The 24,305-nt window shown below is 63.2% G+C and carries 24 protein-coding genes and 1 riboswitch; of the genes, 13 read left to right on the top strand and 11 right to left on the bottom strand.

All coding sequences use genetic code 11. The features are described 5' to 3' along the window. Positions 1-238 precede the first annotated feature (238 nt). The 6 genes from soxB to soxX all read right to left on the bottom strand — a co-directional run bounded on the left by soxB (position 239) and on the right by soxX (position 4,397). A complete protein-coding gene (gene soxB / locus A3AI_RS0112755) occupies positions 239-1,981 on the bottom strand; it encodes a thiosulfohydrolase SoxB (RefSeq protein ID WP_024515950.1) in 1,743 nt (580 codons plus the stop codon). Positions 1,982-2,009: 28 nt separating this feature from the next. Continuing rightward, positions 2,010-2,312 carry a hypothetical protein gene (locus A3AI_RS0112750; protein WP_024515949.1) on the bottom strand — a complete coding sequence of 101 codons (303 nt, stop codon included), beginning with the start codon at positions 2,310-2,312 and terminating at the stop codon, positions 2,010-2,012. Beyond that, complete coding sequence (gene soxA / locus A3AI_RS0112745; RefSeq protein WP_024515948.1) at positions 2,309-3,163, bottom strand: sulfur oxidation c-type cytochrome SoxA; 855 nt, start codon at positions 3,161-3,163, stop codon at positions 2,309-2,311. Before soxA ends, A3AI_RS0112750 begins: the two co-directional genes overlap by 4 nt. A gap of 2 nt (positions 3,164-3,165) precedes the next feature. Beyond that, on the bottom strand, positions 3,166-3,477 hold the full coding sequence (gene soxZ, locus A3AI_RS0112740; protein ID WP_024515947.1) for a thiosulfate oxidation carrier complex protein SoxZ: 312 nt from the start codon (positions 3,475-3,477) through the stop codon (positions 3,166-3,168). 71 nt (positions 3,478-3,548) lie between these two features. After that, on the bottom strand, positions 3,549-4,037 hold the full coding sequence (gene soxY, locus A3AI_RS0112735; protein ID WP_024515946.1) for a thiosulfate oxidation carrier protein SoxY: 489 nt from the start codon (positions 4,035-4,037) through the stop codon (positions 3,549-3,551). A gap of 21 nt (positions 4,038-4,058) precedes the next feature. Further along, positions 4,059-4,397, bottom strand: a complete 339-nt coding sequence (soxX, locus tag A3AI_RS0112730; RefSeq protein WP_036048187.1) for a sulfur oxidation c-type cytochrome SoxX — start codon at positions 4,395-4,397, stop codon at positions 4,059-4,061. Between the two features lie 210 nt (positions 4,398-4,607). On the opposite strand from soxX, the gene A3AI_RS0112725 reads away from it, so the two are divergent. From A3AI_RS0112725 to A3AI_RS0112710, 4 genes are all read left to right on the top strand, one after another. Then, a complete protein-coding gene (locus tag A3AI_RS0112725) occupies positions 4,608-5,282 on the top strand; it encodes a DUF938 domain-containing protein (protein ID WP_024515944.1) in 675 nt (224 codons plus the stop codon). Positions 5,283-5,532: 250 nt separating this feature from the next. Continuing rightward, on the top strand, positions 5,533-6,780 hold the full coding sequence (locus A3AI_RS0112720; RefSeq protein WP_024515943.1) for an MFS transporter: 1,248 nt from the start codon (positions 5,533-5,535) through the stop codon (positions 6,778-6,780). A gap of 28 nt (positions 6,781-6,808) precedes the next feature. Beyond that, the gene (locus tag A3AI_RS0112715; protein ID WP_024515942.1) at positions 6,809-7,171 is read left to right on the top strand and encodes a nuclear transport factor 2 family protein; all 363 of its coding nucleotides are present in this window, start codon (positions 6,809-6,811) and stop codon (positions 7,169-7,171) included. A 181-nt stretch (positions 7,172-7,352) separates the two neighbouring features. Beyond that, on the top strand, positions 7,353-8,585 hold the full coding sequence (locus A3AI_RS0112710) for an MFS transporter (RefSeq protein ID WP_024515941.1): 1,233 nt from the start codon (positions 7,353-7,355) through the stop codon (positions 8,583-8,585). Between the two features lie 36 nt (positions 8,586-8,621). On the opposite strand, the gene A3AI_RS0112705 is transcribed toward A3AI_RS0112710, so the two are convergent. Then, complete coding sequence (locus A3AI_RS0112705; RefSeq protein ID WP_024515940.1) at positions 8,622-9,167, bottom strand: carboxymuconolactone decarboxylase family protein; 546 nt, start codon at positions 9,165-9,167, stop codon at positions 8,622-8,624. 150 nt (positions 9,168-9,317) lie between these two features. On the opposite strand from A3AI_RS0112705, the gene A3AI_RS0112700 reads away from it, so the two are divergent. Both A3AI_RS0112700 and A3AI_RS0112695 read left to right on the top strand, forming a co-directional pair. Next, on the top strand, positions 9,318-10,502 hold the full coding sequence (locus A3AI_RS0112700; protein WP_024515939.1) for an acyl-CoA dehydrogenase family protein: 1,185 nt from the start codon (positions 9,318-9,320) through the stop codon (positions 10,500-10,502). A gap of 157 nt (positions 10,503-10,659) precedes the next feature. Then, positions 10,660-11,799 carry an acyl-CoA dehydrogenase family protein gene (locus A3AI_RS0112695; protein ID WP_024515938.1) on the top strand — a complete coding sequence of 380 codons (1,140 nt, stop codon included), beginning with the start codon at positions 10,660-10,662 and terminating at the stop codon, positions 11,797-11,799. A 117-nt stretch (positions 11,800-11,916) separates the two neighbouring features. Here A3AI_RS0112695 and apaG read toward each other — a convergent pair whose 3' ends face one another. Then, positions 11,917-12,312, bottom strand: coding sequence for a Co2+/Mg2+ efflux facilitator ApaG/CorD (apaG, locus tag A3AI_RS0112690; protein ID WP_024515937.1), 396 nt, complete (start codon positions 12,310-12,312; stop codon positions 11,917-11,919). A 222-nt stretch (positions 12,313-12,534) separates the two neighbouring features. Between apaG and A3AI_RS0112685 the strand changes: the two genes are divergently transcribed. Genes A3AI_RS0112685 through A3AI_RS0112675 form a run of 3 tightly spaced genes read left to right on the top strand, consistent with a single transcriptional unit; the run spans position 12,535 to position 15,585 of the window. Next, the gene (locus tag A3AI_RS0112685; protein ID WP_024515936.1) at positions 12,535-13,788 is read left to right on the top strand and encodes an OpgC domain-containing protein; all 1,254 of its coding nucleotides are present in this window, start codon (positions 12,535-12,537) and stop codon (positions 13,786-13,788) included. After that, positions 13,788-14,549, top strand: a complete 762-nt coding sequence (locus A3AI_RS0112680; RefSeq protein WP_024515935.1) for an SGNH/GDSL hydrolase family protein — start codon at positions 13,788-13,790, stop codon at positions 14,547-14,549. Before A3AI_RS0112685 ends, A3AI_RS0112680 begins: the two co-directional genes overlap by 1 nt. Positions 14,550-14,562: 13 nt before the next feature. Next, positions 14,563-15,585 (top strand): SGNH/GDSL hydrolase family protein, encoded by a 1,023-nt coding sequence (locus A3AI_RS0112675; RefSeq protein WP_024515934.1) that lies wholly within the window; start codon positions 14,563-14,565, stop codon positions 15,583-15,585. Positions 15,586-15,648: 63 nt separating this feature from the next. On the opposite strand, the gene A3AI_RS0112670 is transcribed toward A3AI_RS0112675, so the two are convergent. After that, positions 15,649-16,851: an O-succinylhomoserine sulfhydrylase gene (locus A3AI_RS0112670; protein WP_024515933.1), complete on the bottom strand. Its 1,203-nt coding sequence runs from the start codon at positions 16,849-16,851 to the stop codon at positions 15,649-15,651. A 69-nt stretch (positions 16,852-16,920) separates the two neighbouring features. After that, a riboswitch (SAM riboswitch) is annotated at positions 16,921-17,000 on the bottom strand. 103 nt (positions 17,001-17,103) lie between these two features. On the opposite strand from A3AI_RS0112670, the gene A3AI_RS0112665 reads away from it, so the two are divergent. The 4 genes from A3AI_RS0112665 to A3AI_RS0112650 all read left to right on the top strand — a co-directional run bounded on the left by A3AI_RS0112665 (position 17,104) and on the right by A3AI_RS0112650 (position 21,997). Further along, on the top strand, positions 17,104-18,210 hold the full coding sequence (locus tag A3AI_RS0112665; protein ID WP_024515932.1) for a 2'-deoxycytidine 5'-triphosphate deaminase: 1,107 nt from the start codon (positions 17,104-17,106) through the stop codon (positions 18,208-18,210). 6 nt (positions 18,211-18,216) lie between these two features. Then, a complete protein-coding gene (locus A3AI_RS0112660) occupies positions 18,217-19,353 on the top strand; it encodes a hypothetical protein (RefSeq protein WP_024515931.1) in 1,137 nt (378 codons plus the stop codon). A 9-nt stretch (positions 19,354-19,362) separates the two neighbouring features. Next, a complete protein-coding gene (locus A3AI_RS0112655) occupies positions 19,363-20,412 on the top strand; it encodes a hypothetical protein (protein WP_024515930.1) in 1,050 nt (349 codons plus the stop codon). A gap of 142 nt (positions 20,413-20,554) precedes the next feature. Further along, a complete protein-coding gene (locus tag A3AI_RS0112650; RefSeq protein ID WP_024515929.1) occupies positions 20,555-21,997 on the top strand; it encodes an MATE family efflux transporter in 1,443 nt (480 codons plus the stop codon). Between the two features lie 138 nt (positions 21,998-22,135). On the opposite strand, the gene A3AI_RS47475 is transcribed toward A3AI_RS0112650, so the two are convergent. Together A3AI_RS47475 and A3AI_RS0112635 are read right to left on the bottom strand one after the other, a co-directional pair. Further along, a complete protein-coding gene (locus A3AI_RS47475) occupies positions 22,136-23,251 on the bottom strand; it encodes a hypothetical protein (RefSeq protein WP_156927747.1) in 1,116 nt (371 codons plus the stop codon). Between the two features lie 541 nt (positions 23,252-23,792). Beyond that, a complete protein-coding gene (locus A3AI_RS0112635) occupies positions 23,793-24,233 on the bottom strand; it encodes a hypothetical protein (RefSeq protein ID WP_024515926.1) in 441 nt (146 codons plus the stop codon). Between the last annotated feature and the right edge of the window lie 72 nt (positions 24,234-24,305).

Genomic DNA, 24,305 nt, shown 5'->3' with positions numbered 1-24,305 from the left:
GAGATGCCGAAGCATTACAATAATCCTTGATTGCATTCTCCGTCATTTCGGGCGCCCCGAAGAGACGAGCCCGGAATCTCGAGGTTCTCAGGTGCGCGATTGCGCACCTCGTTCGGTGCTTCGCACCGCCCCGGAATAACGGAGAGGACTTCGTGAAACCATATCCCTTTTCAGTCATCAAAATAATGCGACTGCGCACCGCACAATAATAAGCACCGCACAATAATGAAACGCCCTGTCAGGTTGGCTGCGCAATGCCCGGATTGCCGTCGACGCCTTTGAGCGTGACGCCGCTGCCGCGCGTGGGCGCGGCCTTGCCGCTGCGCAGGTAATTCGCCAATACATCCCACACCGGCTTTCCGGCCTGCGCATTGACCGAGGCCCAGCCTGCGACCTTGTAGCGCTTGTTCGCCTCGAGCGGCGCGCCATCGTCGAGCCTCAGCTCCGAAATCCGCCGCCCGGTGCTCTCCGTCGGCGTGCAGGCATAGCTGAGGCCGCCGGTGCGGACCATGTCGCCGCCCTGCTGGTAATAGGGGTCGGGATTGAACAGATTGTCGCAGACGTCCTCGAGTACGGCCTTGATGTCGGCCCCGGTCATGCCCTGCACATAGGTTTCGGGATAGGTGACGGCGGTTTCGGCCAGCACGTCCTCCATGGTCAGCGCGTCGCCCGAGAGCGCCGTGGTGCCCCAGCGGAAGCCGGGCGAGAGCGCGATCTCGGCATCGAGCCCGCTGCGCAGCGCGTCGCAGATCAATTGGTCCATGGGCCCGGAGAAATTGCCGCGTCGGTAGAGCAGGCGGTCGCTGGTTGCGATCTTGTCGAACCAGGCACCGTGCGGCTCGCGCGTCCTCTCGATCAGCGTGGCCATCGCCGGATCTGGCTTGAGAAGCTCGGAGAAGACCGGCAGCAGACGGTAGCGCACGCCGCCGACCTTGCCCTTGGCAAGCTCGAGGTCGAGTACGCCCAGAAATTTTCCGTTCGAGCCGGCATTGGTGACCAGCGTGGTGCCGGCGGCGTTCTTGACCGGAATCGGCTGCGGCACCGCGTCATGGGTGTGGCCTCCGAGGATGATGTCGATGCCGGTGACGCGGCTGGCAAGCTTGAGGTCGACGTCCATGCCGTTATGCGATAGCAGGATCACGGCATCGACCCTGTCGTAGTCGCGCATGCCCTGCACGAGCTTCTGCAGTTCCGCGTCGTGGATGCCGAAGGTCCAGTCCGGCGTGAAGCGCTTGGGATGAGCGATCGGCACGTAAGGGAAGGCCTGCCCGATCACGGCGACACGATGCCCGCCGATCTCCTTGATCATCGCCGGCTTGAACACGCGGCCCGACGCAGGATCGAACGCCTTGGCATCGTTGAAGGCGGCTTCCTCGGTGAGGAAAACGTTTTGCGCCAGGAACTCGCCCTTGAAACGGGCGAGATTGTCGCGCAACGCGGCCTCGCCATAGGTGAACTCCCAATGGCCGGTCATCGCCTCGATGCCAAGCAGATTGGCGGCTTCCACCATGTCGGCGCCGTGCGCCTCATTGGCTTGTCCGGTGCCCTGCCAGAGGTCGCCGCCGTCGAGCAGCATTGCGCCTTTCTCGCCGACATCGCCGCGCAGCCGGTCGATCAGCGTTTTCAGATGCGCAAAGCCGCCGAGCCTGCCGAAGCGCGGCGCCGACTTCTCGAAATCGACGCAGGTGAAGGCGTAGGCTTCCGCGCTGTCGGGGCTGATGCCGAAGCGGGCGAGAAAGGCCTTCGCGACCAGATGCGGCGGCTGGCCTGCCATCGCGCCGATGCCGATATTGACGCTGGGCTCGCGGAAATAGACCGGCTTGAGCTGCGCATGCGTGTCGGTCATGTGCAGGATGCGCGCATTGCCGAAGCGCGGCAGATCATACAGGCTCGCGACATCGGCCGCGCGGGATAATCGCGGCCACGGCAGCAGCGCGGCGGCGCCCGACAGCTTCAAAAAATCCCGCCGGCGAATCGGCATCGCGCGCTTCTCCGCATCCTCAGCTCAGTTAGCGAATCTCGGCGTCCTTCCAGCGGTCCTTCTCGCCGGTGGCCTGGACAATCGAGGCTCTTGCCAGCGCCTCGGCCTCCTTGGCCGAAGCCGTGGCGGCCTCGAAGTCACCCTTATCGGCCGCGTTCTTCGCAGCTTTCAACGTGGTCTCGGTCGTGAGCCACTGGTTGCGCAGCGAGCCCGCTTCCTTCTCGGCGGCGTCAGCGGCGGCGTAGGCCGCCTTGAAATCGGCTTCGGAGGCGGCAAGCGCCGGCGCGGTGGCCGCGATCAAGAGGCTTGCGACGAGCACGATGTGCCTCATGGCCGCGCTCCCGGGCCCGAGATCGGCAGGCCGTTGCTGACATAGGACAGGAAATATTCGAGGTCGCGATAGTCCTCGGATTGCGCCTCTTCCGGCACGGCGCGGGTCTGGCTGTTGCAGGTGATGAAGCGGCGGCTGATCGTGCCCATGCCCGCCCATTCGGAGCGGTAGATCGGCATGGCATTGAGGATGCCGAGCGCTGGCGCCAGGATTTCGGCGCGCAGCCGCTCGCCGGGGCTCTGCACATGGCAGCTCGCGCAGGAGAAGTTGAGCTGGCCGCGCCGCGTGTAGAAATAGCGCTTGCCGTTCTCGTAAGCGGCCAACGCCCGTGGATCGTCGGGGATCTTGATGTCGAACGGCTTGCCGCGCGAGGTGAATGCCATATAGGCGGTGAGCGAAGCCATCTCGTCCTTGACATAGGACAGCGGCGCCTCGCCATTGGCCGTGCGGCAGCGGTTGAGCGCGAGCTCGAGGGTTATGACCTCGCCTTGCTTTGCGTCGAAGTAGGGAAAATTCTGCCTGACGCCGATGCCGCCATTCTCGAAGCAATCCGCATAGGTCTTGCCGTTCTTGAACGGCGCCGCAAACATCTCCTTGCCGGCCTCGAGCGCGAATTCGTAAGGCGGAAACTCCTCCTTCTCCTGCCACTGCCGGCGCATGTCCTTGTTCATGGAGTAGGGTCCGTTGACGAAATCCTCGAGCTTTACCTTGGGGAATTTTGTCACGAAGTAATTGCGGAACGCCTCGGCGTCCGCGGCCGGATCAGGCGCATCGGATGCCGGCGCCGCCGAGACGATCACGCTTGCCGCAAGCGCTGCCGAAACAAGAGCAATGACGAAACGCACGCGCATGCCTACTGTATTTTCGCGGTGGTTGAATCGCTCGCGCCCTTGTTGTCGACCCAGCTGATCTTCAGCTCGTCGCCCTTGGCTGCCCCCTTGAACGCGAACTTCACATAAGGGTCCTTGGCTACTGCTGGTCCCCAATCGGCGAGGAAGACGCGTTTGCCGTTATGCTCGAAGCTGAGCTGCTGGATGAAATGCGCCGGGATCACGGCGCCTTGCGCGTCCTTCACGAAGCCGGAGTCCATCGGGTGCTGGATCAGCGCCTGCACCTCGGTGGTGTCGCCATTCGCGATCGCGCGCACGCGGATTGTCGATGCCATTGTCGAAATCCTCTCTAATAGTGGCGAATGATCTTTTCGGAAAACCGTTTCACACTTTTCCGGATCATGCGCTAACCGCCGCAGCCGCCGACGGTGACTTTGACTTCCTTGGTGGCGCTGTAGAGCTTGCCGCCGGCGTCCACGATCGCGATCACATTGCTGGTCTGCTGCATCTTGAGCCGGTTGGCGACGCCGGGCACCGTGCCCTCGGGGATCGCATAGGAGGCGGCGAGCGCATTCGGATTGCCGGTGACCAGAAACGAGATCGAGGTGACGTTCTCGAGCGTCGTCGTCACCGAGATCGGCACCACCGCGCCGTTCTCGGCAATCTCGGGCGCATCCAGCTTCACCTTGTCGGAGGCTTCCGCGGTCCGGCCATACAGCGCCTGGATCGCGTCCTTGTCGGTTTTGAGCTTGAACGCCTCTTCCGGATATTTGTCATTGGCTGCGGCGCGCGCCGGCGGAGCCGCGAGACCGCCGAGGCCAAACAGCGCCACCGCGCCGGTGCCCTGCAGCACCAGGCGGCGCGTCGCGGAAAATTTCTCAATCGAAAAATTCATCTCGGTCTCCAAAGGCCGCCGTCACAGGGTCTCGAGGAAATCGACGATCGCGTTGATTTCTTCACTCGTCAAAATGCGGTTACGGCCGAACGGCGGCATCATGGTCTGGGGATTGCGCTTGGTCTCGTCGGTCAGGATCGCCACCAGCTCGTTACGGTCAGGATATTTCGCTTTGATGTCGACGAGTGCCGGCCCGATGGTGCCCGGCAGGTCGCCGCCCTTGATCTGATGGCAGGTCAGGCAATTGCCCTTGCCGCGGTCGAAGGCAAGCTTTTGCCCGTCGGCGACCGCCGATTGCGCGTGTGCGGGCGCTGTTGCTGCCAAAAACGTGAGCGCAAGGGCGGAGAAAGCGATGGATATGGTGCGTGGAGGGGCGAGCAAGGGCGGTTCCGGCGGCGCGCTATGTCGATAATCTTTTTCGACAAATATAGTTGGTGAAAAGCACAAAGGCCATTATCTGGCAATGCTGCTGATAAGTCCCGGGAATTGAGGTTAAAATGACCCTGAACCCGGCCGGATCGAAGTTTCGGGCGACCGGGACTGCAGAGCTGTCGAGCAGGAGCGCGGCCCATGGCCGAATATGTCGTGGAATTCGGCAAGGACGGTGGCCGGGTCGAGGCGGATGGGCGGCTGGACGCGCCGGCGTTCCACCGCAATCACCAGGCGATCTGGGCGGCGCTCTCGGGGTTTCTCTCCGGCCGGAGCGGCGACGTGCTGGAGGTCGGCAGCGGCACCGGCCAGCATGTGGTCCATTTCGCGCAAGCCACGCCTGCCATCACGTGGTGGCCGAGCGATTACAACGAGCAGCATCTGAAAAGCATCGCGGCCTGGCGTGCACATTCCGGTCTGCAGAACATCCGCGCGCCGTTCAGGGTCGATCTGTCCGCACCCGGCTGGGCCGCTGCGATGCAGCAAGAAGGCGGACCGCAACAGCTGCTCGCGCTGTTCTGCGCCAATGTCGTCCACATCGCCCCATGGCCGGTGGCCGAGGGCCTGTTCAGGGGTGCCGCCGAATTGCTGCGCGCCGACGGCCGGTTCTTTCTCTATGGCCCGTTCAAGCGCGACGGCAAGCACACCGCGCTCTCCAACGCCGTGTTCGACACCTCATTGCGCGAGGGCAATCCCGAATGGGGCGTGCGCGACATCGCCGACCTCGAAGAGCTCGCCGCGCGCAATAGCCTTGCCTTGCGCGAGGTGAAGGAGATGCCCGCCAACAACATGATCCTGGTGTTCGGACGATCTTAGCGACAGCCCTCGATGGATTTCGCTGGCATCAATGCGTCCGCGAACTCCACCTCGCCTTGCGCGCGGACAGAGCCCCTCACCCCAACCCTCTCCCCTAAAGGACGGTGAGAGGGAGCATCCTTCGCGATTGCGCGCCCATACTCATCCGGCGCATAGCCAGCGCCCGTCTGCGGCGGTTGATCGCACGGTTGCGCCTGTCCATAGTGACGCTCATTTCGGGGCAAAAGGGATTCGTTTTTCGAAAGTACTGATGATTGATGTGACCGCGAGTGAGGAAATCTCCGACGACGCCCGCGCGCGAGCCAATGTGGCGCGGCTTGCCGCAGCGCAGGCGCTCACCGGGGCCAATTCAGCGGTTATTTTCGCCACCGGCTCGATCGTCGGCGCGACGCTGGCGCCCTCGATGTCGCTCGCGACCGTTCCGCTATCGATGTATGTGCTGGGGATCGCCGCCGGCACCTTGCCGACCGGGGCGATCTCGCGACGCTACGGACGGCGCATCGCCTTCATCATCGGCACCGGTTGCGGCACGCTCACCGGCCTGATCGGCGCGCTCGCCATCCTGCACGCGCAGTTCTGGCTATTCTGCTGCGCGACCTTCCTCGGCGGCCTCTATGGCGCGGTGGCGCAGTCCTATCGTTTCGCGGCGGCCGACGGCGCCAGCATTCGCTTTCGTCCAAGGGCAGTGTCGCTGGTGATGGCGGGTGGTGTGTTCGCCGGGGTGCTCGGGCCGCAGCTCGTGCAATGGACCATGGATGTCTGGCCGCCTTATTTGTTCGCCTTCAGCTATGTGGTGCAAGCCGCGGTCGCGCTTGTCGCGATGGCGATCACGGCCGGCGTCGATGCGCCGAAACCTGCCGCCGCCGATTTGCATGCGGGACGGCCGCTGGGTGAAATCGTGCGCCAGCCGCGTTTCATTGCGGCGGCGCTGTGCGGCATCATCGCTTATCCCATGATGAACCTGGTGATGACATCCGCGCCGCTGGCGATGAAAATGTGCGGGCTCACGGTCTCCGATTCCAATTTCGGCATCCAGTGGCACATCGTCGCCATGTACGGGCCGAGCTTCATCACGGGCTCGCTGATCGCCCGCTTCGGTGCGCCGACCGTGGTTGCGATCGGCCTGACGCTGGAGGCGGTGGCCGCGACCATCGGGATCTCCGGCGTCACCGCGCCGCATTTCTGGACCACGCTGATCGTGCTCGGCATCGGTTGGAATTTCGGCTTCGTTGGCGCGTCCGCTCTGGTGCTGGAGACGCATCTGCCGCATGAGCGCAACAAGGTGCAGGCGTTCAACGATTTCCTCGTGTTCGGCACCATGGCGATCGGATCATTCTCCTCCGGCCAGCTGCTCGCGAATTACGGCTGGTCGGTGGTGAACATGGTGGTTTATCCGCCCGTCGTGCTTGGCCTTATCGTGCTCATGCTGACATCAGCTGCCAAGCGTCGCCGCGCGCGGCTCGCCGCCATTGACGAATTCCCTGAGCCCTCCATCTAGAAAGCTCAAAGAGTCTAGGGGAGGTCTCATGCCGTCGCGTGCACGTGTCGATGAATTCATCGCGGCCGTCGAGTCGGGCGATCATGCCGGCGCCGTCGAGCGCTATTACACCGAAGATGCCACCATGCAGGAGAACCTGGCACCGCCGCGGCAGGGGCGCGATGGGTTCGTTGCGCATGAGCGCGAGGTGATGGCGCGTATGGCAAAGATCTATTCCAAGGCGGTGTCGTCGGTGGTCGAAGGCGACCGCGTCGCCATCCACTGGAACTTCGAGATGACCGACAAATCCGGCAAGGTCCGCCGCTTCGACGAGATCGCCTACCAGGAATGGCGCGGCGACCGGATTTTCCGCGAGCGCTTTTTCTACGACCCGGCTACGGTCAATGTCTGATGCCATCTGCTGACAGTTCGGCGCTGGTCGAAGCTTTGATCTCACCAATGTGCTGTCATTCCGGGGCGGTGCAAAGCACCGAACTCCGATGTGCTCTTGCACATCTGAGAATCTCGAGATTCCGGGTCTGGTCCTTCGGACCATTCCGGAATGACTGAGTAACAATCTGAGAGATTCCTGCGTGGACGCATCCGCTCCCATCACCATCGACGAAACCTCCATCCGCTATGATGGCTGGCGCATCGTCGCGGTCTGCTTCCTGGTCGCGACCTTCGGCTGGGGCTTTGGTTTCTATGGCCAGGGCGTCTATCTCGCCGAGCTGCAGCGCGCGCAAGGCTGGCCGGCGTCGCTGATCTCCGCTGCCACCACCTTCTTCTATCTGTTCGGCGCGCTGATCGTGGTCTTTGTTGCGGAGGCGGTGCGCGCGTTCGGGCCGCGCGCCTGTCTGCTTGCCGGCATGTGCACCATGGCGATCGCGGCCGCCGCGATGGGGCAGGTCACTTCGCCCTGGCAGCTCTATGCCGCGAACGCGCTGCTTGCCTTCGGCTGGGCCGGCATGAGTCTCGCGATGATCACCACCACGCTGAGCCTGTGGTTCGATGCGCGGCGTGGCATGGCGATCAGCCTCGCGCTGAACGGCGCAAGCTTCGGCGGCATCGTCGGCGTCCCGCTCCTGGTGCTCGCGGTCGGCCAGCTCGGCTTTGCGCGCGCGATGACGATGGGCGCGCTGTTGATGCTGGCGGTGCTGGTGCCGATCGTCGCGCTGTTCGTCGGCCGGCCGCCCTATCATGGTCATGCGGGTGCAGTGAGGACGACCGCAGCGCCGTCCTCGACTGCAATCCGGAAAGCAGCGATGCGCGACATCGGCTTCCTCACCATCGCCATTGCTTTTGCGCTGGTGCTGTTCGCTCAGGTCGGTTTCATCGTCCACCTGATCTCGTTCCTCGATCCGGTGATCGGGCGCGAGAGCGCGGCGGTCGCGGTCGCGTTCCTCACCGCGATGGCGATGCTTGGGCGCATCGTGTTCTCGACTGTGATCGACCGGCTCAACCAGCGGCTCGCCTCGGCGCTGTCCTTCCTGAGCCAGGCGGTTGCGCTTGCGGTCATCATCAATTCGCACCATGCCGTCGTGCTGATCGGAGCCAGCGCCGTGTTCGGCTTCTCCGTCGGCAACCTGATCACGCTGCCCTCGCTGATCGTGCAGCGCGAGTTCCCGCCCGCGCATTTCGGCGTGCTGATCAGTCTCAGCACCGCCATCACCCAGGTGACCTACGCCTTCGGCCCGGGCGTGATCGGCCTGCTGCGCGATCTCTCCGGCAGCTACACACTGCCGTTTTATGGCTGCATCGGGCTGGAAGTCGTGGCGGCGGGGCTGATCATGGTGCGGGGTCGCTCGTCATCGGACTTGCTCTAACTTACCTCGCTCCGCTTGCGGGGGGAGGTAGAACACTCACGCCAGCTCCGACACCTCTCCGTCGGGCAGCCCGAATTCAAACGTGTTCAGCGTCAGCGACACCATCGTGTAATAGCCGCAGAGGCCGATGATCTCGACCAGCCCGCGCTCGGTCAAAACCTTCACCGCATCCTCATAGAGCCCCTTCGATAGCCCGTGGCCCTCATGCAGCGATTTCGCCACCTGGTAGATCATCGCACCTTTCGGGTCGTCGAACTGCGGCGTGCGGCGGTCGCGGATGGCGTCGATGATCCTCACATCCATGCCGCCCTTCAGCGCGAGCCGCTTGTGCGCCCACCATTCGTAATGCGCGGTGAAATGCCGTGCCGTGACCAGGATTGCGATCTCCGATAGTTTCGCCGGAAACATCGTGTTGAAGCGCAGCGTCTCCCCCAGCCGCGTCGCGTGCCGTGCCATCTCCGGGCTGTGGAGCCAGGCCAGCATCGGCGCCGGCGCCGAGCCACGCTTGCCCGCGACAGCCTCGTCATAGGTCGCCTTCTGGTCGGCGTTCATTTCGTCTGGCGAAATCAGCTTCAGGCGCATCTTGGTTTCCTCTGTCTTTTCAATCGGCGGCCGCTATCGATATCGCCGATCGGAAGGCTTGACCACATCGGTGCCGCCTCACAGACATGTTGAAATCGCCGGCGTCAGCGCTAAGGTCGATTCAATCTTTCAATCACGGAAACGCACCCGATGGCCGATCTGGAAAAATTCCGCGCAGAGACCCGCGCCTGGCTCGAAGCCAATTGTCCGCCCGAGATGCGCAAGCCCATGACCTCCGACGAGGACACCTTCTGGGGCGGCCGCAATACCAAATTCTCCTCGGAGCCGCAGCGCGTCTGGTTCGAGCGCATGCGCGACAAGGGCTGGACCGTACCGCATTGGCCGAAGGAATATGGCGGCGGCGGCCTCGATGGCGAGGAGGCCAAGATCGTGCGTCAGGAAATGGCGGCGATCGGTGCCCGCCAACCACTGACATCCTTCGGCATCTCCATGCTCGGCCCGGCGCTGTTGAAATACGGCACCGACACGCAGAAGAAGGAGCATCTGCCCAAGATCACCGCTGGGCTGATCCGCTGGTGCCAGGGCTATTCCGAGCCCAATGCCGGCTCCGATCTCGCCTCGCTGCAGACCCGCGCCGAAAGCGACGGCGACCACTTCGTTATTACCGGCCAGAAGATCTGGACGTCCTATGCCAACTACGCCGACTGGATCTTCTGCCTGGTGCGCACCGACCCCGCGGCGAAGAAGCATGATGGCATCAGCTTCATCCTGTTCGACATGAGCTGGAAGGGCGTGTCGACCAAGCCGATCCTGCTGATCTCCGGCCGCTCGCCGTTCTGCGAGACCTTCTTCGACAGCGTCCGCGTGCCCAAGGCCAACGTGGTCGGTCAGGTCAATCGTGGCTGGGATGTCGCAAAATACCTGCTGCAGCACGAGCGCGCGATGATCTCGGGGATGGGCGAGCGCGGCGCAGGTCGCCCGCTCGGCCAGATCGCCGCCGACTCCATCGGCGCCGACCTGGAGGGCCGGCTGGAGGATTCGGTCCTGCGCGGCCAGATCGCAGGCTTCGATGTCGATGAGGCGGCACTCGCCGCGGCTGCCGAGCGCATGGTCGATCTCAACAAGGCGGGACAGGCGCATCCCGCCTTCTCCTCGGCGATGAAATATTACGGCACCGAGCTCAACAAGCGCCGCTACGAGATCCTGATGTCAGCCGGCGGCATCGATGCCCTGGAATGGGAGAGCGAGCGTTCGAAGGAAGGCGCCCGCCCGCGCGCCTGGCTGCGCACCAAGGCCAATTCCATCGAAGGCGGCACGAGTGAAGTGATGCTTGGCATCGTAGCCAAGCGCATTCTGGATCTGCCGGGGGCATGAACTGCTTCCCCTCATCCTGAGGGGCGGCCGCCTTCGGCCGCGTCTCGAGGGATGAGGTCCCGATCGTCCCCGCTATGGTTCGAGACGGCGCTGAGGCGCCTCCTCACCATGAGGATCAACACCGAATTTGCGCGACCAATTTATCGGAAACCCATCCATGGCCCTCGTCCTCACCGAAGAACAATCCATGCTCCGCGACTCCGCGCGCGGGCTCATCAGCGACAAGGCGCCGGTCGCGCATCTCAGGCATCTGCGCGATAGCCGGGACGCCACCGGCTTCTCACGCGACCTGTGGAAGAGTTTTGCCGAGATGGGCTTTGCCGGCCTGCTGGTGCCGGAGGAATTCGGCGGAAGCGGGCTCGGCTGCGTCGAGGCCGGCGTGGTGATGGAGGAGATCGGGCGCAACCTGACGCCGTCGCCGTTCCTGTCGACCGCGGTGGTCGCGGCGTCCGCGTTGTCGCGCGGCGGCAGCAAGGCGCAGCGCGGCGAATATCTGCCGAAGATCGCGGCTGGCGACCTCGTTGCGGCACTCGCCATCGACGAGGGAGCAAAGCATCGCCCGCTGCAGACCGAGATGCAGGCGGTGCGCTCGGGCAATGGTTTCAAGCTCAACGGCGCCAAGGCGCTGGTGGTCGATGGTCACGTCGCCGATCTCCTGATCGTCGCGGCGCGCAGCGCTGGCCACGCCGGCGAGCGCGCGGGCGTCACGCTGTTCCTGGTCGATCCGAAGTCGAAAGGCATCGCGACCGAGCGCACCATCATGGTCGATGCGCACAACGCCGCGCGCATCAATTTCGACAATGTCGAGGTCACCGCCGACTCCGTGCTGGGCGAGGTCGACGGCGGAATTGCGCTGCTCGATGGCGTGCTCAATATCGGCCGGGGCGCGGTCGCGTCTGAAATGGTTGGCCTCAGCGAAGAGGTATTCGGCCGCACCGTCGCCTATCTCAAGGAGCGCAAGCAGTTCGGCAAGGCGATCGGCGAATTTCAGGCGCTGCAGCACCGCGCCGCCGAGCTTTATATCGATATCGAGATCACCCGCGCCGCGGTGCTCAAGGCGCTGCAGGCACTCGATGCCGATGCTGCCAAGGCCGCCACCGCGGTCGCGGTCGCAAAGGCGCGCGCCGGCACCACCGCAACGCGGGCGGTGCAGGAAGGCGTACAGATGCACGGCGGCATGGGTATGACCGACCAGTTCGACATCGGCTTCTTCATGAAGCGCGCCCGCGTCTGCGAGGAACTGTTCGGCGACGCCAATTTCCACGCCGACCAGCTGGCGAGGAGCCGGGGATACTGAGCAGGCGCTTTCGCCCGCGGCCTTTGAAAAGAAGCGGAATTCATCCCGCTGTCGTCCTGGCGAACGCCTCGCCTGCGCCGGGACGACGGCCAGGAGAAACTGTCGCAGACGCTGACGTTAATTCAACACCCGCTTGCCGTCGCCGGGGCTGTCCAGGGAGAAAGTCGGCACCTCGATCTCAAATCGCTCGCCGGTTTCGCTGACCATTTGGTAGCGTCCGGCCATGAAGCCGGAGGCGGTGGAGAGTGGAACCCCGCTCGTATATTCATAGCGCTCGCCGGGGGCGAGAACCGGCTGCTCGCCGACCACGCCTTCGCCGCGCACCTCCTGTTGCTTGCCCGAGGCGTCGGTGATGATCCAGTGCCGCGTGCGCAACTGCACGGTTTCACCGGAACTGTTGGTGATGACGATGGTGTAGGACCAGAAATAGCGCGATTGTTCTGCCGACGAGCGTTCCGGCATGAAATTCGGCTCGACGGTGACTTCGATCTGGCGGGTGACAGCGCGATACATACCGCCATCATACCCAAAACTGCGCGCGGAACCAATCGTGCGTGTTGCGAAGTTCGGCGCCGCGCCTCACTTGTCAACCGCGGTTTGACCACAGTTCGGACCTATGTCGCTCGCGTTGCCTGCCGATTTGCGAAAGCAGTCCAGTTGGCCGGCGGGCGCGCAACCGATATGATTGATTGAATTCCAGCCGGCCTGCGCCGCCGGCAAGAATGACGGTGATTGATGGCCTCCGTAGCCGACCAGGTGAGCGGCATTTCTGTACCCGCCGCTGCGGACGCGCCCGCCAGGGCGCCCGCGGCTGCCGTCGCGTCCTCGTCCATTACATTGCCGGCCGTCGGCGAGCGCGAGCTGCGGCTCGATCTGTTCCGCGGCCTTGCGCTGTGGCTGATCTTCATCGACCACCTGCCGACGAGCCTGCTGACCTGGCTCACCCTCCGCAACTACGGCTTTTCCGACGCCACCGAGATCTTCATCTTCATATCAGGCTATACGGCGGCCTTCGTCTATGGCCGCGCCCTGCTCGAGCAGGGCTTCGTCGTTTCGGCCGCGCGCATCCTGCGCCGCGCCTGGCAGATCTATGTCGCGCATGTGTTCCTGTTCACCATCTTCCTGGCGGAGATCTCCTACGTCGCCACTCACTTCGAGAACCCGCTCTATTCGGAAGAGATGGGGATCATGGATTTCCTCAAGCAGCCTGACGTCACCATCGTCCAGGCGCTGTTGCTGCGCTTCCGTCCTGTCAACATGGACGTGCTGCCGCTCTATATCGTCTTGATGCTGGCGCTGCCGCTGATCCTGGTCTCGATGCGCTGGCGCGCCGACCTGACGCTGGCGCTCTCGGTGCTGCTCTATGCGGCCACCTGGGAATTCGATCTCTATTTCTCGTCCTATCCGAGCGGGGTGTGGATGTTCAATCCGCTCGCCTGGCAGTTGCTGTTCGTGTTCGGTGCCTGGTGCGCGCTCGGCGGCGCGCGGCGGATGTCGCGGATCCTGTCGTCCAACATCACGCTGTGGGTCTCGATCGTCTATTTGATCTTCGCCTTCTTCGTGACGTTGACGTGGTATGTGCCGCAGCTCGGCCATGTGTTGCCGCGCCGGCTCGAACAGTGGATGTATCCGATCGACAAGACCGATCTCGACGTGCTGCGCTTCGCGCATTTCCTGGCGCTCGCCGCCATCACCGTGCGCTTCCTGCCAAATGACTGGCCAGGGCTGAAATCGCCCTGGCTGAAGCCATTGATGCTGTGCGGTCAGCACTCCCTGGAAATCTTCTGTCTCGGTGTGTTCCTTGCGTTCGCCGGACATTTCATCCTGGCTGAGGTGGCGGGGGGTGCTGCGTTGCACGCGTTAATCAGCCTTTGCGGTATCGTCATCATGTCTTCCGTCGCCTGGCTGATTTCATGGTACAAGCATTCTGCCGACAAGAGCGCCAGGAAAGGCGCCCGCGGCAATGCTGATCTGGCAGGAGGGGGTTGATGCGGTCTGGGCTGACCTTTGGCCCGGCTTTAGGCTTGGCTTTGCTGGCACTGGTTGCGGGCGCGTCTGTCGTCCGTGCCGAGGAGGTTGAGACCTGTCCTGTGCCCGCCTCGATGCTCTCGACCGAAAGCCGGCTTTCCAAGGTCGCAGATGCCGTCAACGACGGCCGCGCGCTCGACATTCTGGTGATTGGCAGCCGCTCCTCCTCCATCGGAGGTTCGCAGGATGGCGCCTATCCGGCGCGGTTGCAGGCCGCGCTGAAGGACAAGCTTCCGCAACTCGCCGTTAACATATCCGTAGAACTACAGCCCAAGCAGACCGCGGAAGAGACGGTGAGCGGCTTTGTTAAGCTTTTGGAGACAAAAAAGCCTACTTTGGTCATCTGGCAGACCGGCACCGTGGATGCTATGCGATCCGTCGATCCCGACGATTTTCATGCCGCGGTCGACCAGGGTGTTACTGCGCTGCAAAATGCGGGAGCCGACGTGATCCTGATGAACCTGCAATATAGCCCGCGCACCGAGACCATGATTTCCGGTTCGCCCTATATGGACAACATCCGCGCGGTTGCTCAGGAGCACGACGTTCCGTTGTTTGATCGTTTCTCTATCATGCGTCAGTGGAATGAGCAGGGAGATTTCGATCTTTTCAGCGCCGTGCACGGCCCCGAGCTTGCCAGGCGCGTGCATGACTGCATCGGCCGCGCGCTGTCGAATTTCATTTTCGACGCGGCGCATCTCGGACCGGCGCAGCAGAACTAGGATTTTGGGTGTTATGCGTACCTCGAGTTTCGATGGGGCTCTCCTCCGCCCTTTTTGCGCAACCGCCGCGCTGGCCGTCTCCGCCCTGCTGGCGCTGACGCTGGCCGCGCATGCCGAGAGCGCGCAGGCTGCGCCATCAACACAGGCCACGGCGTCTGATAACAGCGCCGGCACCAGTGCGGCCCCGAGTAGCGCGAACCCTGCTGTGGTCCAGCCGGCGCAGCAAGGCGCGTCGGTTCCCAACAAGAGCCTGACGGAGCGCGCCGTCGACAAGGTGAAGCAGGCCGCGAAATCCGCCGGCAACATTTTCAGCCGCGTGCCCTGCCTGCCGCCGAAGGGCGGGGTGCAACCGGTCGGGACGCTGCCGCATGTCGCCGCCAAGCTCGCCTCCGGCCAGCCGGTCGTGATCGTCGCCTTCGGCTCGTCGTCGACACAAGGCTACGGCACCAGCGCGCCGGAGTTTACCTATCCGAACCGGCTGGCGGCGCAGCTGCGCAGGCACTATCCGAGCGCCGACATCACCGTCATCAATGCCGGCCGCGGCGGCGAGGACGCGCCGGAAATGATGAAGCGGCTGCAGGCGTCGGTGATTGATGTCCATCCCGATCTCGTGATCTGGCAGGTCGGCACCAATGCGGTGCTGCGCAACCTCGATCCCGATGAGACCGCCAAGATGGTGGAAGACGGCGTTGCGCGCATCCAGGCCGCCGGCAGCGACGTAGTGCTGGTCGATCCGCAATATTCGCCGCGTGTCACCGAGCATTCCGAGAGCGCGGGCAAGATGGTGAGGCTGCTCGGCCGCGTCGCGCAGCTCCGTCACATCGGCATCTTCCCGCGCTTCGAGGTGATGCGCGACTGGCACGAGCGCCAGGGGCTGCCGACCGACAGCTTTGTCATCGCCGACGGCCTGCACATGAACGACTGGGGCTACGCCTGCTTCGCGCAGCTGCTCGGCGACGACATCATCCGCTCGGTCGGCCAGATCAAGCTCGGCGTCAACGTGCCGGCGGCGGTGCAGACTTATCGGCCGATGTAGAGTCGCTCGGAATTAGCTGTCGTCTCGGCTTTCGCCGGGACGACAGCGGAGTATGTGGCCCGCTCACGCCTTCTCCAGGGCCGCCGTGAGATCCTCGATCAGATCGTCGGGATGCTCGAGCCCCGCGGAGAACCGCACAAAACCTTCGCTGATGCCGAGCTCGGCACGGGCATCCGGCGACAGTCGCTGATGCGTGGTGGTGGCGGGATGAGTGACGAGGCTCTTGGCGTCGCCGAGATTGTTGGAAATGCGGGCGAGCTTGAGTTCGTTGAGAAAGCGGAAGGCAGCGGCCTTGCCGCCCTTGACCTCGAAGCCGACCAGCGTCGACCCCGCACGCATCTGCTTCCGCACGACAGCCGCCTGCGGATGATCCTCGCGACCGGGATAGACCAGCCGCGAAATCTTCGGATGCGTCGCGAGCGCATCGGCAATACGCGCGGCACTCTCTGTCTGCGCGCGCACGCGCACCGCCAGCGTCTCCAGGCCCTTCAGCAGCACCCAGGCGTTGAAGGGCGAGATCGACGGGCCGGTCTGGCGCATGAAGTTATGCAGATGCTCGGCGATGAAGGCTTCCGAGGACAGGATCATGCCGCCGAGGCAGCGGCCCTGGCCGTCGATATGCTTGGTCGCGGAATAGACCACGACGTCGGCGCCGAGCGCGAGCGGGCTCTGCCAGATCGGGGTGGCGAACACATTGTCGACGATCAGCCGCGCACCGGCCGCATGCGCGATCTCGGCAATCGCCGGAATGTCGAGCACGTCGAGCGTCGGGTTGGTCGGGCTCTCCAGGAAGAAAGACTTGGTGTTCGGCCTGACTGCACGCTGCCAATCGTCGAGCTTGAGTCCGTCGACCAGCGTCGACTGGATGCCGTAGCGCGGCAGCAGATCCTCCACCACATAGCGGCAGGAGCCGAACAGCTGTTTGGCGGCAACCACATGGTCGCCGGCTTTGAGCGGCGCCAGGATCGCGGTGGTTACCGCGGCCATGCCGGTTGCAGCCGAGCGGCCCGCTTCGGCGCCTTCGAGCTCGATCATGCGCTGCTCGAACATCCCGATCGTCGGGTTGGAGTAGCGCGAATAGATGTAGCCGGGGTCCTCGCCCTTGAAGCGCGCCTCGCACAGTTCCGCGCTCTCGTAGACATAGCCCTGGGTCAGGAACAGACCTTCGGAGGTCTCGCCGAATTCGGAGCGCAGCGTGCCGCCATGGACCAGGCGGGTTTCGGGGCGGAAACGGGCCGTGGACGGCCCAGCGGAAGATTTGGACATGTGACCTCCATCATGACCGCCAGAGGCGGGCACAAAAAAACCGGCCTGGGAAATTCCTCAAGGCCGGGATCACTGAAGTCCCCGGCCTGTTTAGCGACTTATTTAACGTGGCTGCAAGCCGGCCGGCTCAAATCACCACGGGATAAGTCATGCTCATATTCTCAGGCAGCCTTCCCGTCAAGGCGGGGTTCGGCTAAGGCCCTAAAAGGCCTGTTTTTGGGGGATAATGGCGGCCGAAGGGACCCATAACACTTGTCATTCACGCTCGCGCCCGACGCCAACGGCATTCTGCCCGACCGCATGATCGCGGCGATGGCGGATTCCGGCCTGATCCTGCCGGCCTATCCCTTTGTCGAAAGCCAGATCCAGCCTGCAAGCCTCGACCTCCGTCTTGGCGATATCGCCTACCGCGTGCGCGCGAGCTTCCTGCCGGGGCCCGGCGCCACGGTCGCCGAGCGGATCGACGAGTTGAAGCTGCACGAGATCAACCTCGCCGACGGCGCTGTGCTGGAGACCAACTGCGTCTACATCGTGCCTCTGCTCGAGAGCCTCGCGTTGCCGCCGGAGATCGTCGCGGCCGCCAATCCGAAAAGCTCGACCGGGCGGCTCGATGTGTTCACCCGCGTCATTGCTGACGGCACGCGCCGCTTCGACATGATCGGCGCCGGTTATCACGGCCCGCTCTATGCCGAGATCAGCCCGAAGACGTTTCCGGTGCTGCTGCGCGAGGGCTCGCGGCTGTCGCAGGTGCGCTTCCGTACTGGTGATGCCATTCTCGATCTCGACGAACTCGATGCGCTGCATACCAGGGAGCGGCTGGTCGACAGCGACGATGCGGATCTGAGCGGCGGCGTCGCGCTGTCGGTCGATCTCTCCGGCGACAATTCAAACGGTTTTGTCGGCTACCGTGCCAAGCGCCACACCGGCGTCGTCGATGTCGACCGCCGCGGCGGCTATCCGGTGGAGGAGTTCTGGGAGCCGATCATGGCGCGCTCCGACCGCAGCCTGATCCTCGATCCCGGCGAGTTCTACATCCTCGCTTCCAAGGAAGCCGTGCAGGTGCCGCCGGACTTTGCCGCAGAGATGGTGCCGTTCGATCCGCTGGTCGGCGAGTTCCGCGTGCACTATGCCGGCTTTTTTGATCCCGGCTTCGGCTATGCCGGCGCCGGCGGGCAGGGCGCCCGCGCGGTGCTGGAGGTGCGCTCGCGCGAGGTGCCGTTCATCCTCGAGCATGGCCAGATCGTGGGACGCCTTGTCTATGAGAAGATGCTGGCGCGGCCCGACGCGCTCTACGGCCAGCGCATCGGCTCCAACTACCAGGCCCAGGGCTTGAAACTCTCCAAGCATTTCCGGGTCTAGCCAACCATGTTGGCCGCGCGCGTGATAAATCACCGGGCCGCCCGCCTCCTCGTCGCGGCCATCGCGATCGTGCTGATGTCGGCTGCCTCCGCGCAGACTCCGGAGCAGATGGCGGAGTATCGCGCGAGGCTCGCCCAATACAACGCGGCGCGAGAGGCCTATCAAGTCCACGCCGCACCCTATTGGGCCGCTGTCAAAGCCAAGCGCGCCGAACGCTTCGCCAAGCGCCGTGCACATCGCGAGATCACGCTCGATGACTACGTGCTGATCCAGCCGCCCGAATATACCGGGCCGAAGAAGCCGGTCGATCCATCGGCGACGGCGACCGAGGTGCCCGTGGTCGCCGACTTCCTGCGCCATGCAGCCGAGCAGTTCGACTTCACACCCGACCGGCCGTCGAATGAGATCGCATTCAAGCGCGCCTATGCACGCGTGGCGGCGGCTGCAGGACTGACGAAAGACCAGGCGGTGCGCATCTATGGCTTCGAGGCGACCGGTAACGGCACGTATGTGGTCCAGGCCGGTCTCGAATACGACAAGCCGGATGCGATGCCGATTACGACCGCGCTCGGCTACAACCAGCTGCTCTCGACCAATACGGTTGAGCTGCTGGCCGAGCAGGGCGGTCAGTTCATCGATGCGTTGAAGAACCGTGCGGCAGAAGCCTCCGGCGCGAGAAAGGCGGCGCTGGAACGGAAGATCGCGACCCTGCGCAAGATGGTCGCCTTCTCGCATTCAGTGCGCGACGACTGGAATCTGCATGAGAGGCTCGCCGGAACGCCGAAAGGCCTTGCCGTCCATGCGCTCAATCTCGATATCGACGTCGGGCCGCTGTTGCAGACGCAGAAGCTGATGACCTCGGTGATTTTCGCGAGACAACGCGGGTATTCCGCCCCGCTAACGGCGGCCGAGCTTGAAATGATGAACTTGACCGGCGACGGCAATGGACTTGACATGATCTCGCTGCCGCCAAACCTTCGCAAGCAGGTGCCGACGTCGAACTTTTTTACCCAGTCCGGATATGAGCACAATCCGGTGGCGCGGCGGGCCAATGTTGTCTCGGCGCTGCTCGCTGCGACCGACGCAGTAATGGACCGCGAGACGCAGCTGCAGGGCGCAAAAGATCTCGCGGCACAGTTCTAGGAGGCCGGCATGGACAGGGCGGACAGCGCGCAGGAAGCGCTATGGGCGAAATGGCGCAGCATCGCCGATCTCTACCATGCCTGCTTCACTGGCCTGATCCTCACAGTGGTGACAAGGCGCGGCACGGCGGATGCGGCGGAATTCGTCTTCCGCGTGTTCCGCCGCCAGCAGCAGGAACGCTTCCTCCCCGGGCTCGAGAAGCTGGGTCTGGCGGATCTGCCGCCAGCGGTAGCTGCCGCGCAGTATCACTATCTCTCCAACTGGATCGGCGGCGTGCATGTCGAATACATGTACGAGAGCGACCGCAAAGCCTGGATCCGCTATCCGCCGCCGCGCTGGATCTGGAAGGGCACGGCGATCTGCGGCGTGCCGGGCGAGGTCTCGCGCGCAATGCTGCGCGGCTGGCACGCCAACAATGGCGTCGCGCTCGGCAATCTGAGGCTGGGCTTCGTCTGCACCAAGCAGAGCGTCGACGGTCAGGACGGTCTCGAAGGCTATTACTGCGAATACGACCATCCGCTCGAACTCGACCAGCGCCTGGTGTTCGCCCGCCATCTCGAAGCGCCGCTGTTCGATCCCGCGACCGCACCGGCGCTGCCGGTTACAAGCTGGCCAAAGCCGCGGCTGGAAAAGGCCTATCGCAATTATGCGATGGAATATGTGCGCACGGCGGCACCGGTGATGGTGCAACTGTTCGGGCCGGAAGATGCTGGCTATCTCCTGCGCCTCACGGGCAAGTTGATCGGCATGCAATATTTCGACGATGTGGCGCAGGCGCTGTCGGCGCAACATGGTGGCGCGCGGGAGTGTGCGGCGCTGCTATCCGCGCTGCTCGCGGCGCAGGACGATGTCGCCGAGGTCGGCGAAACCGCCGGCCGCTTCGAGATCAGCCAGCGGAGCTGGAAGCTGATGGACGATGTCAGCGATTACCATCCCGCCTGCAGCAAAATTCTCCACGGGCTGTTCGAAGGCCTCGCCGCCGGCTGCGGCCGCCATATCGCGGTCAATCTCACGACGGCGTCGCATGGCCACGCGCCCTTGATTTGGAAGATCGCATAGCGGTCGGATTTTCCGCTGCACGTAAAATGCGGAACAAGCGCGCATTCCCGCAGGCCCCCCTTGCACGTCGCGCAGGCTGAATCGCGCGTCGTCGTGCTAGGAACCCATAGCCGCGCGGCGAAAAGACGCGGCGGGAGTGGAAATGCCCGATATCTCCGTCGTCGAAATTCCCGTTGATGAGGACGAACGCCCGCTGCCACCACCAGCGCCGGCGGCGAAGAATGCGCTGCTCGACGGTCCCATCCTGCGCACATTGCTCTTCCTCGCCTGGCCGAACGTGATCGCCCTCAGCGCAGGCACCTGCGTGGTGATCGCGGAGACCTCGTATATCGGCCGCTTGGGTGTGGAATCGCTGGCCGCGATGGCGCTGGTGTTTCCATTCGTCATCCTCACCATGACCATGTCGGGCGGCGCGATGGGCGGCGGTGTCGCCTCCAGCGTGGCACGGGCGCTCGGCGCCGGCGACTTTGAGCGCGCATCCGCGCTTGCGGCGCATGCGCTGCTGATCGGCATCTGTTTCGGCCTCGCCTTCATGCTGTTGATGCTGATCTTCGGGCCGTATCTCTTGAAGCTGCTCGGCGGCAAGGGCAACGTGCTGGCGCAGGCCATCGCCTATGCGCAGATATTTTTCGGCGGCGCCGTGATCCCCTGGCTGATGAACACGATGGCTGGCGTGTTGCGCGGCACCGGCAACATGAAATTGCCGTCGACCATGATCCTGAGTTCGGCGGTCTGCCAGATCATCTTCGGCGGCACGCTGGGCCTCGGGCTCGGCCCGATTCCGCAATTCGGCATGCGCGGCGTCGCGGCCGGCGCGCTGATGGCCTATCTGATCAGCATCTCGGTGATGGGCTGGTACCTGTTCTCGGGCCGCGCCCGCGTGGTGCCGAAGATCAGTGGCCTGCGCATCCAGGCGGCGATGTTTTTCGACATCCTCAAGGTCGGCGCGGTCTCCTGCTTCTCGCCGCTGCAATCGGTCCTGACCATCTCGATCTTCACCCACATGCTCGCAACCTTCGGTACGGCCGTGCTGGCCGGCTACGGCATCGGCGCGCGGCTCGAGTTCATGCTGACGTCGGTCGCCTTCGCCATCGGCATCGCCTCGGTACCGATGATCGGCATGGCCGTCGGTGCGGAGAAAATCGCGCGCGCCCGGCGCATCGCCTGGAACGCAGGCTTCATTTCCTTCATCTCGGTCGGCGCGGTCGCCTCCATCATCGCCGTCTTCCCGGATCTCTGGGTGAACATTTTCACCGACGATGCCAGCGTGCGGGAGGCAAGCCGGCGATATCTTGCCACCGCGGCGCCCTGCTACGCCTTCATCGGGCTGGCGATGTCGATGTACTTTTCCTCGCAAGGCGCCGCGAAGGTGGTGGGGCCGGTGCTGGCCCAGAGCGCGCGGCTGGTGTTCATCGGGCTCGGCGGCTGGTATCTCACCATGCATGAGGCGACGGCAGCGGATTTTTTCACACTCGCCGCATCCTCCATGGTCGTGCTCGGCGTGCTCTCAAGTGCGAGCGTGATCCTCACGCGCTGGGGCCCGCGGCACAAAGCGGTTGCGCCGATTCCAGCACTGGCCGAATAGTGGCTCCGGCTAGAGCATTCGCGGTTCTGATTGAATCAGAACCGCAGCTCTGGATTTCTTGTTTTGACGCGTTTTCTTCACGCGAACCGGTGTCTGGCATGCCGGGACAGCGTGGTTGTCTCGCGCCAGCTGCCAAGGTCATTCTTCGGGCACTTCAAGCAGCGGCTTTGGAATGAGTGGGCTGAGATGATCCTTAACCAGAAGAGCCCATGCGTTTCTGAGTTCGTCAGCTTTGTCAAAATCCTTCTGATTGCGTGTTAGCCACATATCGGTGGTGAATTGCTCAAGTCCGGGCTTGGCATTCCTCATGATCTCTTCAGCCCGCGCATCGGCGGCCTCCGTAGAAGTGATAGACTTGGTTTCAAAAAAATTAACCATCGTAAGACTCCTTCTCACCCCTTCTCCATGTTTCTCAGCCACTTCATTCTCGACTCCGGTAATCACATAATGCTCTTCAGCATTCCTCCATGTGCGCAATCGAATGGCTGATGACCAAGAATCCCGTATTTCAGATCCATGAAACCTAACACGCGCAGCATGTGCCAGTTCATGAGCGGTCGATGTGGCCGCCGACACCCTTCGCCCCTCCATCGTAAAAATTCCTGCATTTATTGCGTAAGCGACGACAGGTCTCTTTACTGAATACGTTTTGCCGTCGGTGTGCGCTATCGAAACGTGCCTGATCATCATTCCGGTCGTGCGGTCTTCAAAATCCCGCAACGGCAGATTCGGGTCGTTTATGTCAAAGGGTCTCATCTCAACTGTGGGCCCATCGGCCTGCTCAAGGTGGGCCAGATACTTCTGCGCCACAGGGCCGCCCGCAGCCATATGCTCACGGACCAGTTGATGCAGGCCGGCAAATTGTTCCGGAACAGTCGTGCGTCCAAAGTCCACCATGCGTACCCCATTTTCCGTCCTGTAACCTGTTGGTCCGGGCAGCTTGTTCGGATCGCGATACTGAGCCATTACTGCTTCGGGCGGCATTGGAGGTTCGTCTGGATCCGGGAAATCCATATTACCAGTGCGCGCATTTACCACCCTCAGCATTTCAGGCGTCGGGCGGGGTCCAACCGCCCCTGGGATTCCGTCAAGGAGGTTCTTGTAATATGCGCTTTCGTGAGCGAGTCTGTCAGCGAGACTCTTGAAGTCTTGCGCGAGAGAATCCTCGGCGGCTCCCAAATGGCCAGTCGCCTCTCCCAAATGCTCAGACGGCTCTAGACCAGCGTATTTTCCAAGACGGCCGAGAAGTCCCATGTTTGCTCCGCAGGAATCGAACTTTTTGAATCGCTTAAGCCCTGAACGGACTCCACTTGGCTGCATCATTCAACAGAGGCGGCATCAACTGGACCGACCTTTTTCCCGGACAATCACGGCAAAGCGAGGATAGAGGCTTCTAGATTTAGTTTAGAGCCTGTCCTGAGCCAGACGAGATTAGAGGCGGCGTAGACACCGGCCTAGAAGTTAAGGGCTACTGATGTAATAAATCTGTCAATTCTGAATGACTCGTGCGTGATACGGCAGAACCGTGATTTGCGTTACTCCCGTCTGCCTCCGGCCGCTGCGGGGCTTGAAGCAGGAATGCCGCGAGGCTATCAGGAAGCGAGCAACGAATTTCTGCGCGGGCCGGACCAGTTTAGAGTGTTTTCGAGCGAAGTGGGGACCGGTTCGCGTGAAACGTTCTAAAGCGCGATGAGATTTGGTTGAATCGTCATCGCGCTTTAGGTCTCTGATCTTTAGGTCTCTGATTGAGCATGATCTTTTCGGAAAACCGCTACACACTTTTCCGGATCATGCTTTAGTGACGCCGGTGATGGCGATGACCGCCGCCGCCGAAATTGGCCATCGACATCAGCGGCGCGATCATGCCCATCATGCTCGCCATGTCCATGCCACCCATGCCGCCGCCGCCCATGCCGCCGCCGCCCATGTAGCCACCGATATCGCCGGGCATCCCGCCAAGGCCGCCACCCATCCCGCCGAGGCCGCCGCCGTTCTGCATCATCTGGCCCATCATGGGGCCCATCGTCTGCATCAGGGCAGCGAAGCGCTTCTTGCCCATCTTCGCCTTCATCATTTCGAGCATCGGCGCCATCTGCGTCATCATATCCTCGCCGCCGGCCCCGCTACCACCGCCGCCCATAAAGCCGGCGAGCTGGGCGTTTGCGGGCGCCGCGGTGAACGTCAGCAGTAAAAGCAGCGCGGTGGCGCCGGCGACCAGTCTGTCAGCACGCTTCATCGTCTCGCTCCTCACCTCGCGCCGCGCCGGGCGGCGTCAAAACACGCATCCGGTGAGAGTAAGCTCAATACA

The sequence above is a fragment of the Bradyrhizobium sp. Tv2a-2 genome (genome assembly GCF_000472425.1).
GTDB lineage: Bacteria > Pseudomonadota > Alphaproteobacteria > Rhizobiales > Xanthobacteraceae > Bradyrhizobium.
The sequence above is the reverse complement of the archived record's forward strand: the minus strand, read 5'-3'. Positions and strand labels throughout refer to the sequence as shown.

What these genes read in the sequence shown, in the direction of transcription:
- soxB (WP_024515950.1), bottom strand. Translation starts at nt 1,981, where the DNA reads ATGCCGATTCGCCGGCGGGATTTTTTGAAGCTGTCGGGCGCCGCCGCG.
- A3AI_RS0112750 (WP_024515949.1), bottom strand. Translation starts at nt 2,312, where the DNA reads ATGAGGCACATCGTGCTCGTCGCAAGCCTCTTGATCGCGGCCACCGCG.
- soxA (WP_024515948.1), bottom strand. Translation starts at nt 3,163, where the DNA reads ATGCGCGTGCGTTTCGTCATTGCTCTTGTTTCGGCAGCGCTTGCGGCA.
- soxZ (WP_024515947.1), bottom strand. Translation starts at nt 3,477, where the DNA reads ATGGCATCGACAATCCGCGTGCGCGCGATCGCGAATGGCGACACCACC.
- soxY (WP_024515946.1), bottom strand. Translation starts at nt 4,037, where the DNA reads ATGAATTTTTCGATTGAGAAATTTTCCGCGACGCGCCGCCTGGTGCTG.
- A3AI_RS0112725 (WP_024515944.1), top strand. Translation starts at nt 4,608, where the DNA reads ATGGCCGAATATGTCGTGGAATTCGGCAAGGACGGTGGCCGGGTCGAG.
- A3AI_RS0112720 (WP_024515943.1), top strand. Translation starts at nt 5,533, where the DNA reads ATGATTGATGTGACCGCGAGTGAGGAAATCTCCGACGACGCCCGCGCG.
- A3AI_RS0112715 (WP_024515942.1), top strand. Translation starts at nt 6,809, where the DNA reads ATGCCGTCGCGTGCACGTGTCGATGAATTCATCGCGGCCGTCGAGTCG.
- A3AI_RS0112705 (WP_024515940.1), bottom strand. Translation starts at nt 9,167, where the DNA reads ATGCGCCTGAAGCTGATTTCGCCAGACGAAATGAACGCCGACCAGAAG.
- A3AI_RS0112700 (WP_024515939.1), top strand. Translation starts at nt 9,318, where the DNA reads ATGGCCGATCTGGAAAAATTCCGCGCAGAGACCCGCGCCTGGCTCGAA.
- A3AI_RS0112695 (WP_024515938.1), top strand. Translation starts at nt 10,660, where the DNA reads ATGGCCCTCGTCCTCACCGAAGAACAATCCATGCTCCGCGACTCCGCG.
- apaG (WP_024515937.1), bottom strand. Translation starts at nt 12,312, where the DNA reads ATGTATCGCGCTGTCACCCGCCAGATCGAAGTCACCGTCGAGCCGAAT.
- A3AI_RS0112685 (WP_024515936.1), top strand. Translation starts at nt 12,535, where the DNA reads ATGGCCTCCGTAGCCGACCAGGTGAGCGGCATTTCTGTACCCGCCGCT.
- A3AI_RS0112680 (WP_024515935.1), top strand. Translation starts at nt 13,788, where the DNA reads ATGCGGTCTGGGCTGACCTTTGGCCCGGCTTTAGGCTTGGCTTTGCTG.
- A3AI_RS0112675 (WP_024515934.1), top strand. Translation starts at nt 14,563, where the DNA reads ATGCGTACCTCGAGTTTCGATGGGGCTCTCCTCCGCCCTTTTTGCGCA.
- A3AI_RS0112670 (WP_024515933.1), bottom strand. Translation starts at nt 16,851, where the DNA reads ATGTCCAAATCTTCCGCTGGGCCGTCCACGGCCCGTTTCCGCCCCGAA.
- A3AI_RS0112660 (WP_024515931.1), top strand. Translation starts at nt 18,217, where the DNA reads ATGTTGGCCGCGCGCGTGATAAATCACCGGGCCGCCCGCCTCCTCGTC.
- A3AI_RS0112655 (WP_024515930.1), top strand. Translation starts at nt 19,363, where the DNA reads ATGGACAGGGCGGACAGCGCGCAGGAAGCGCTATGGGCGAAATGGCGC.
- A3AI_RS0112650 (WP_024515929.1), top strand. Translation starts at nt 20,555, where the DNA reads ATGCCCGATATCTCCGTCGTCGAAATTCCCGTTGATGAGGACGAACGC.
- A3AI_RS47475 (WP_156927747.1), bottom strand. Translation starts at nt 23,251, where the DNA reads ATGGGACTTCTCGGCCGTCTTGGAAAATACGCTGGTCTAGAGCCGTCT.
- A3AI_RS0112635 (WP_024515926.1), bottom strand. Translation starts at nt 24,233, where the DNA reads ATGAAGCGTGCTGACAGACTGGTCGCCGGCGCCACCGCGCTGCTTTTA.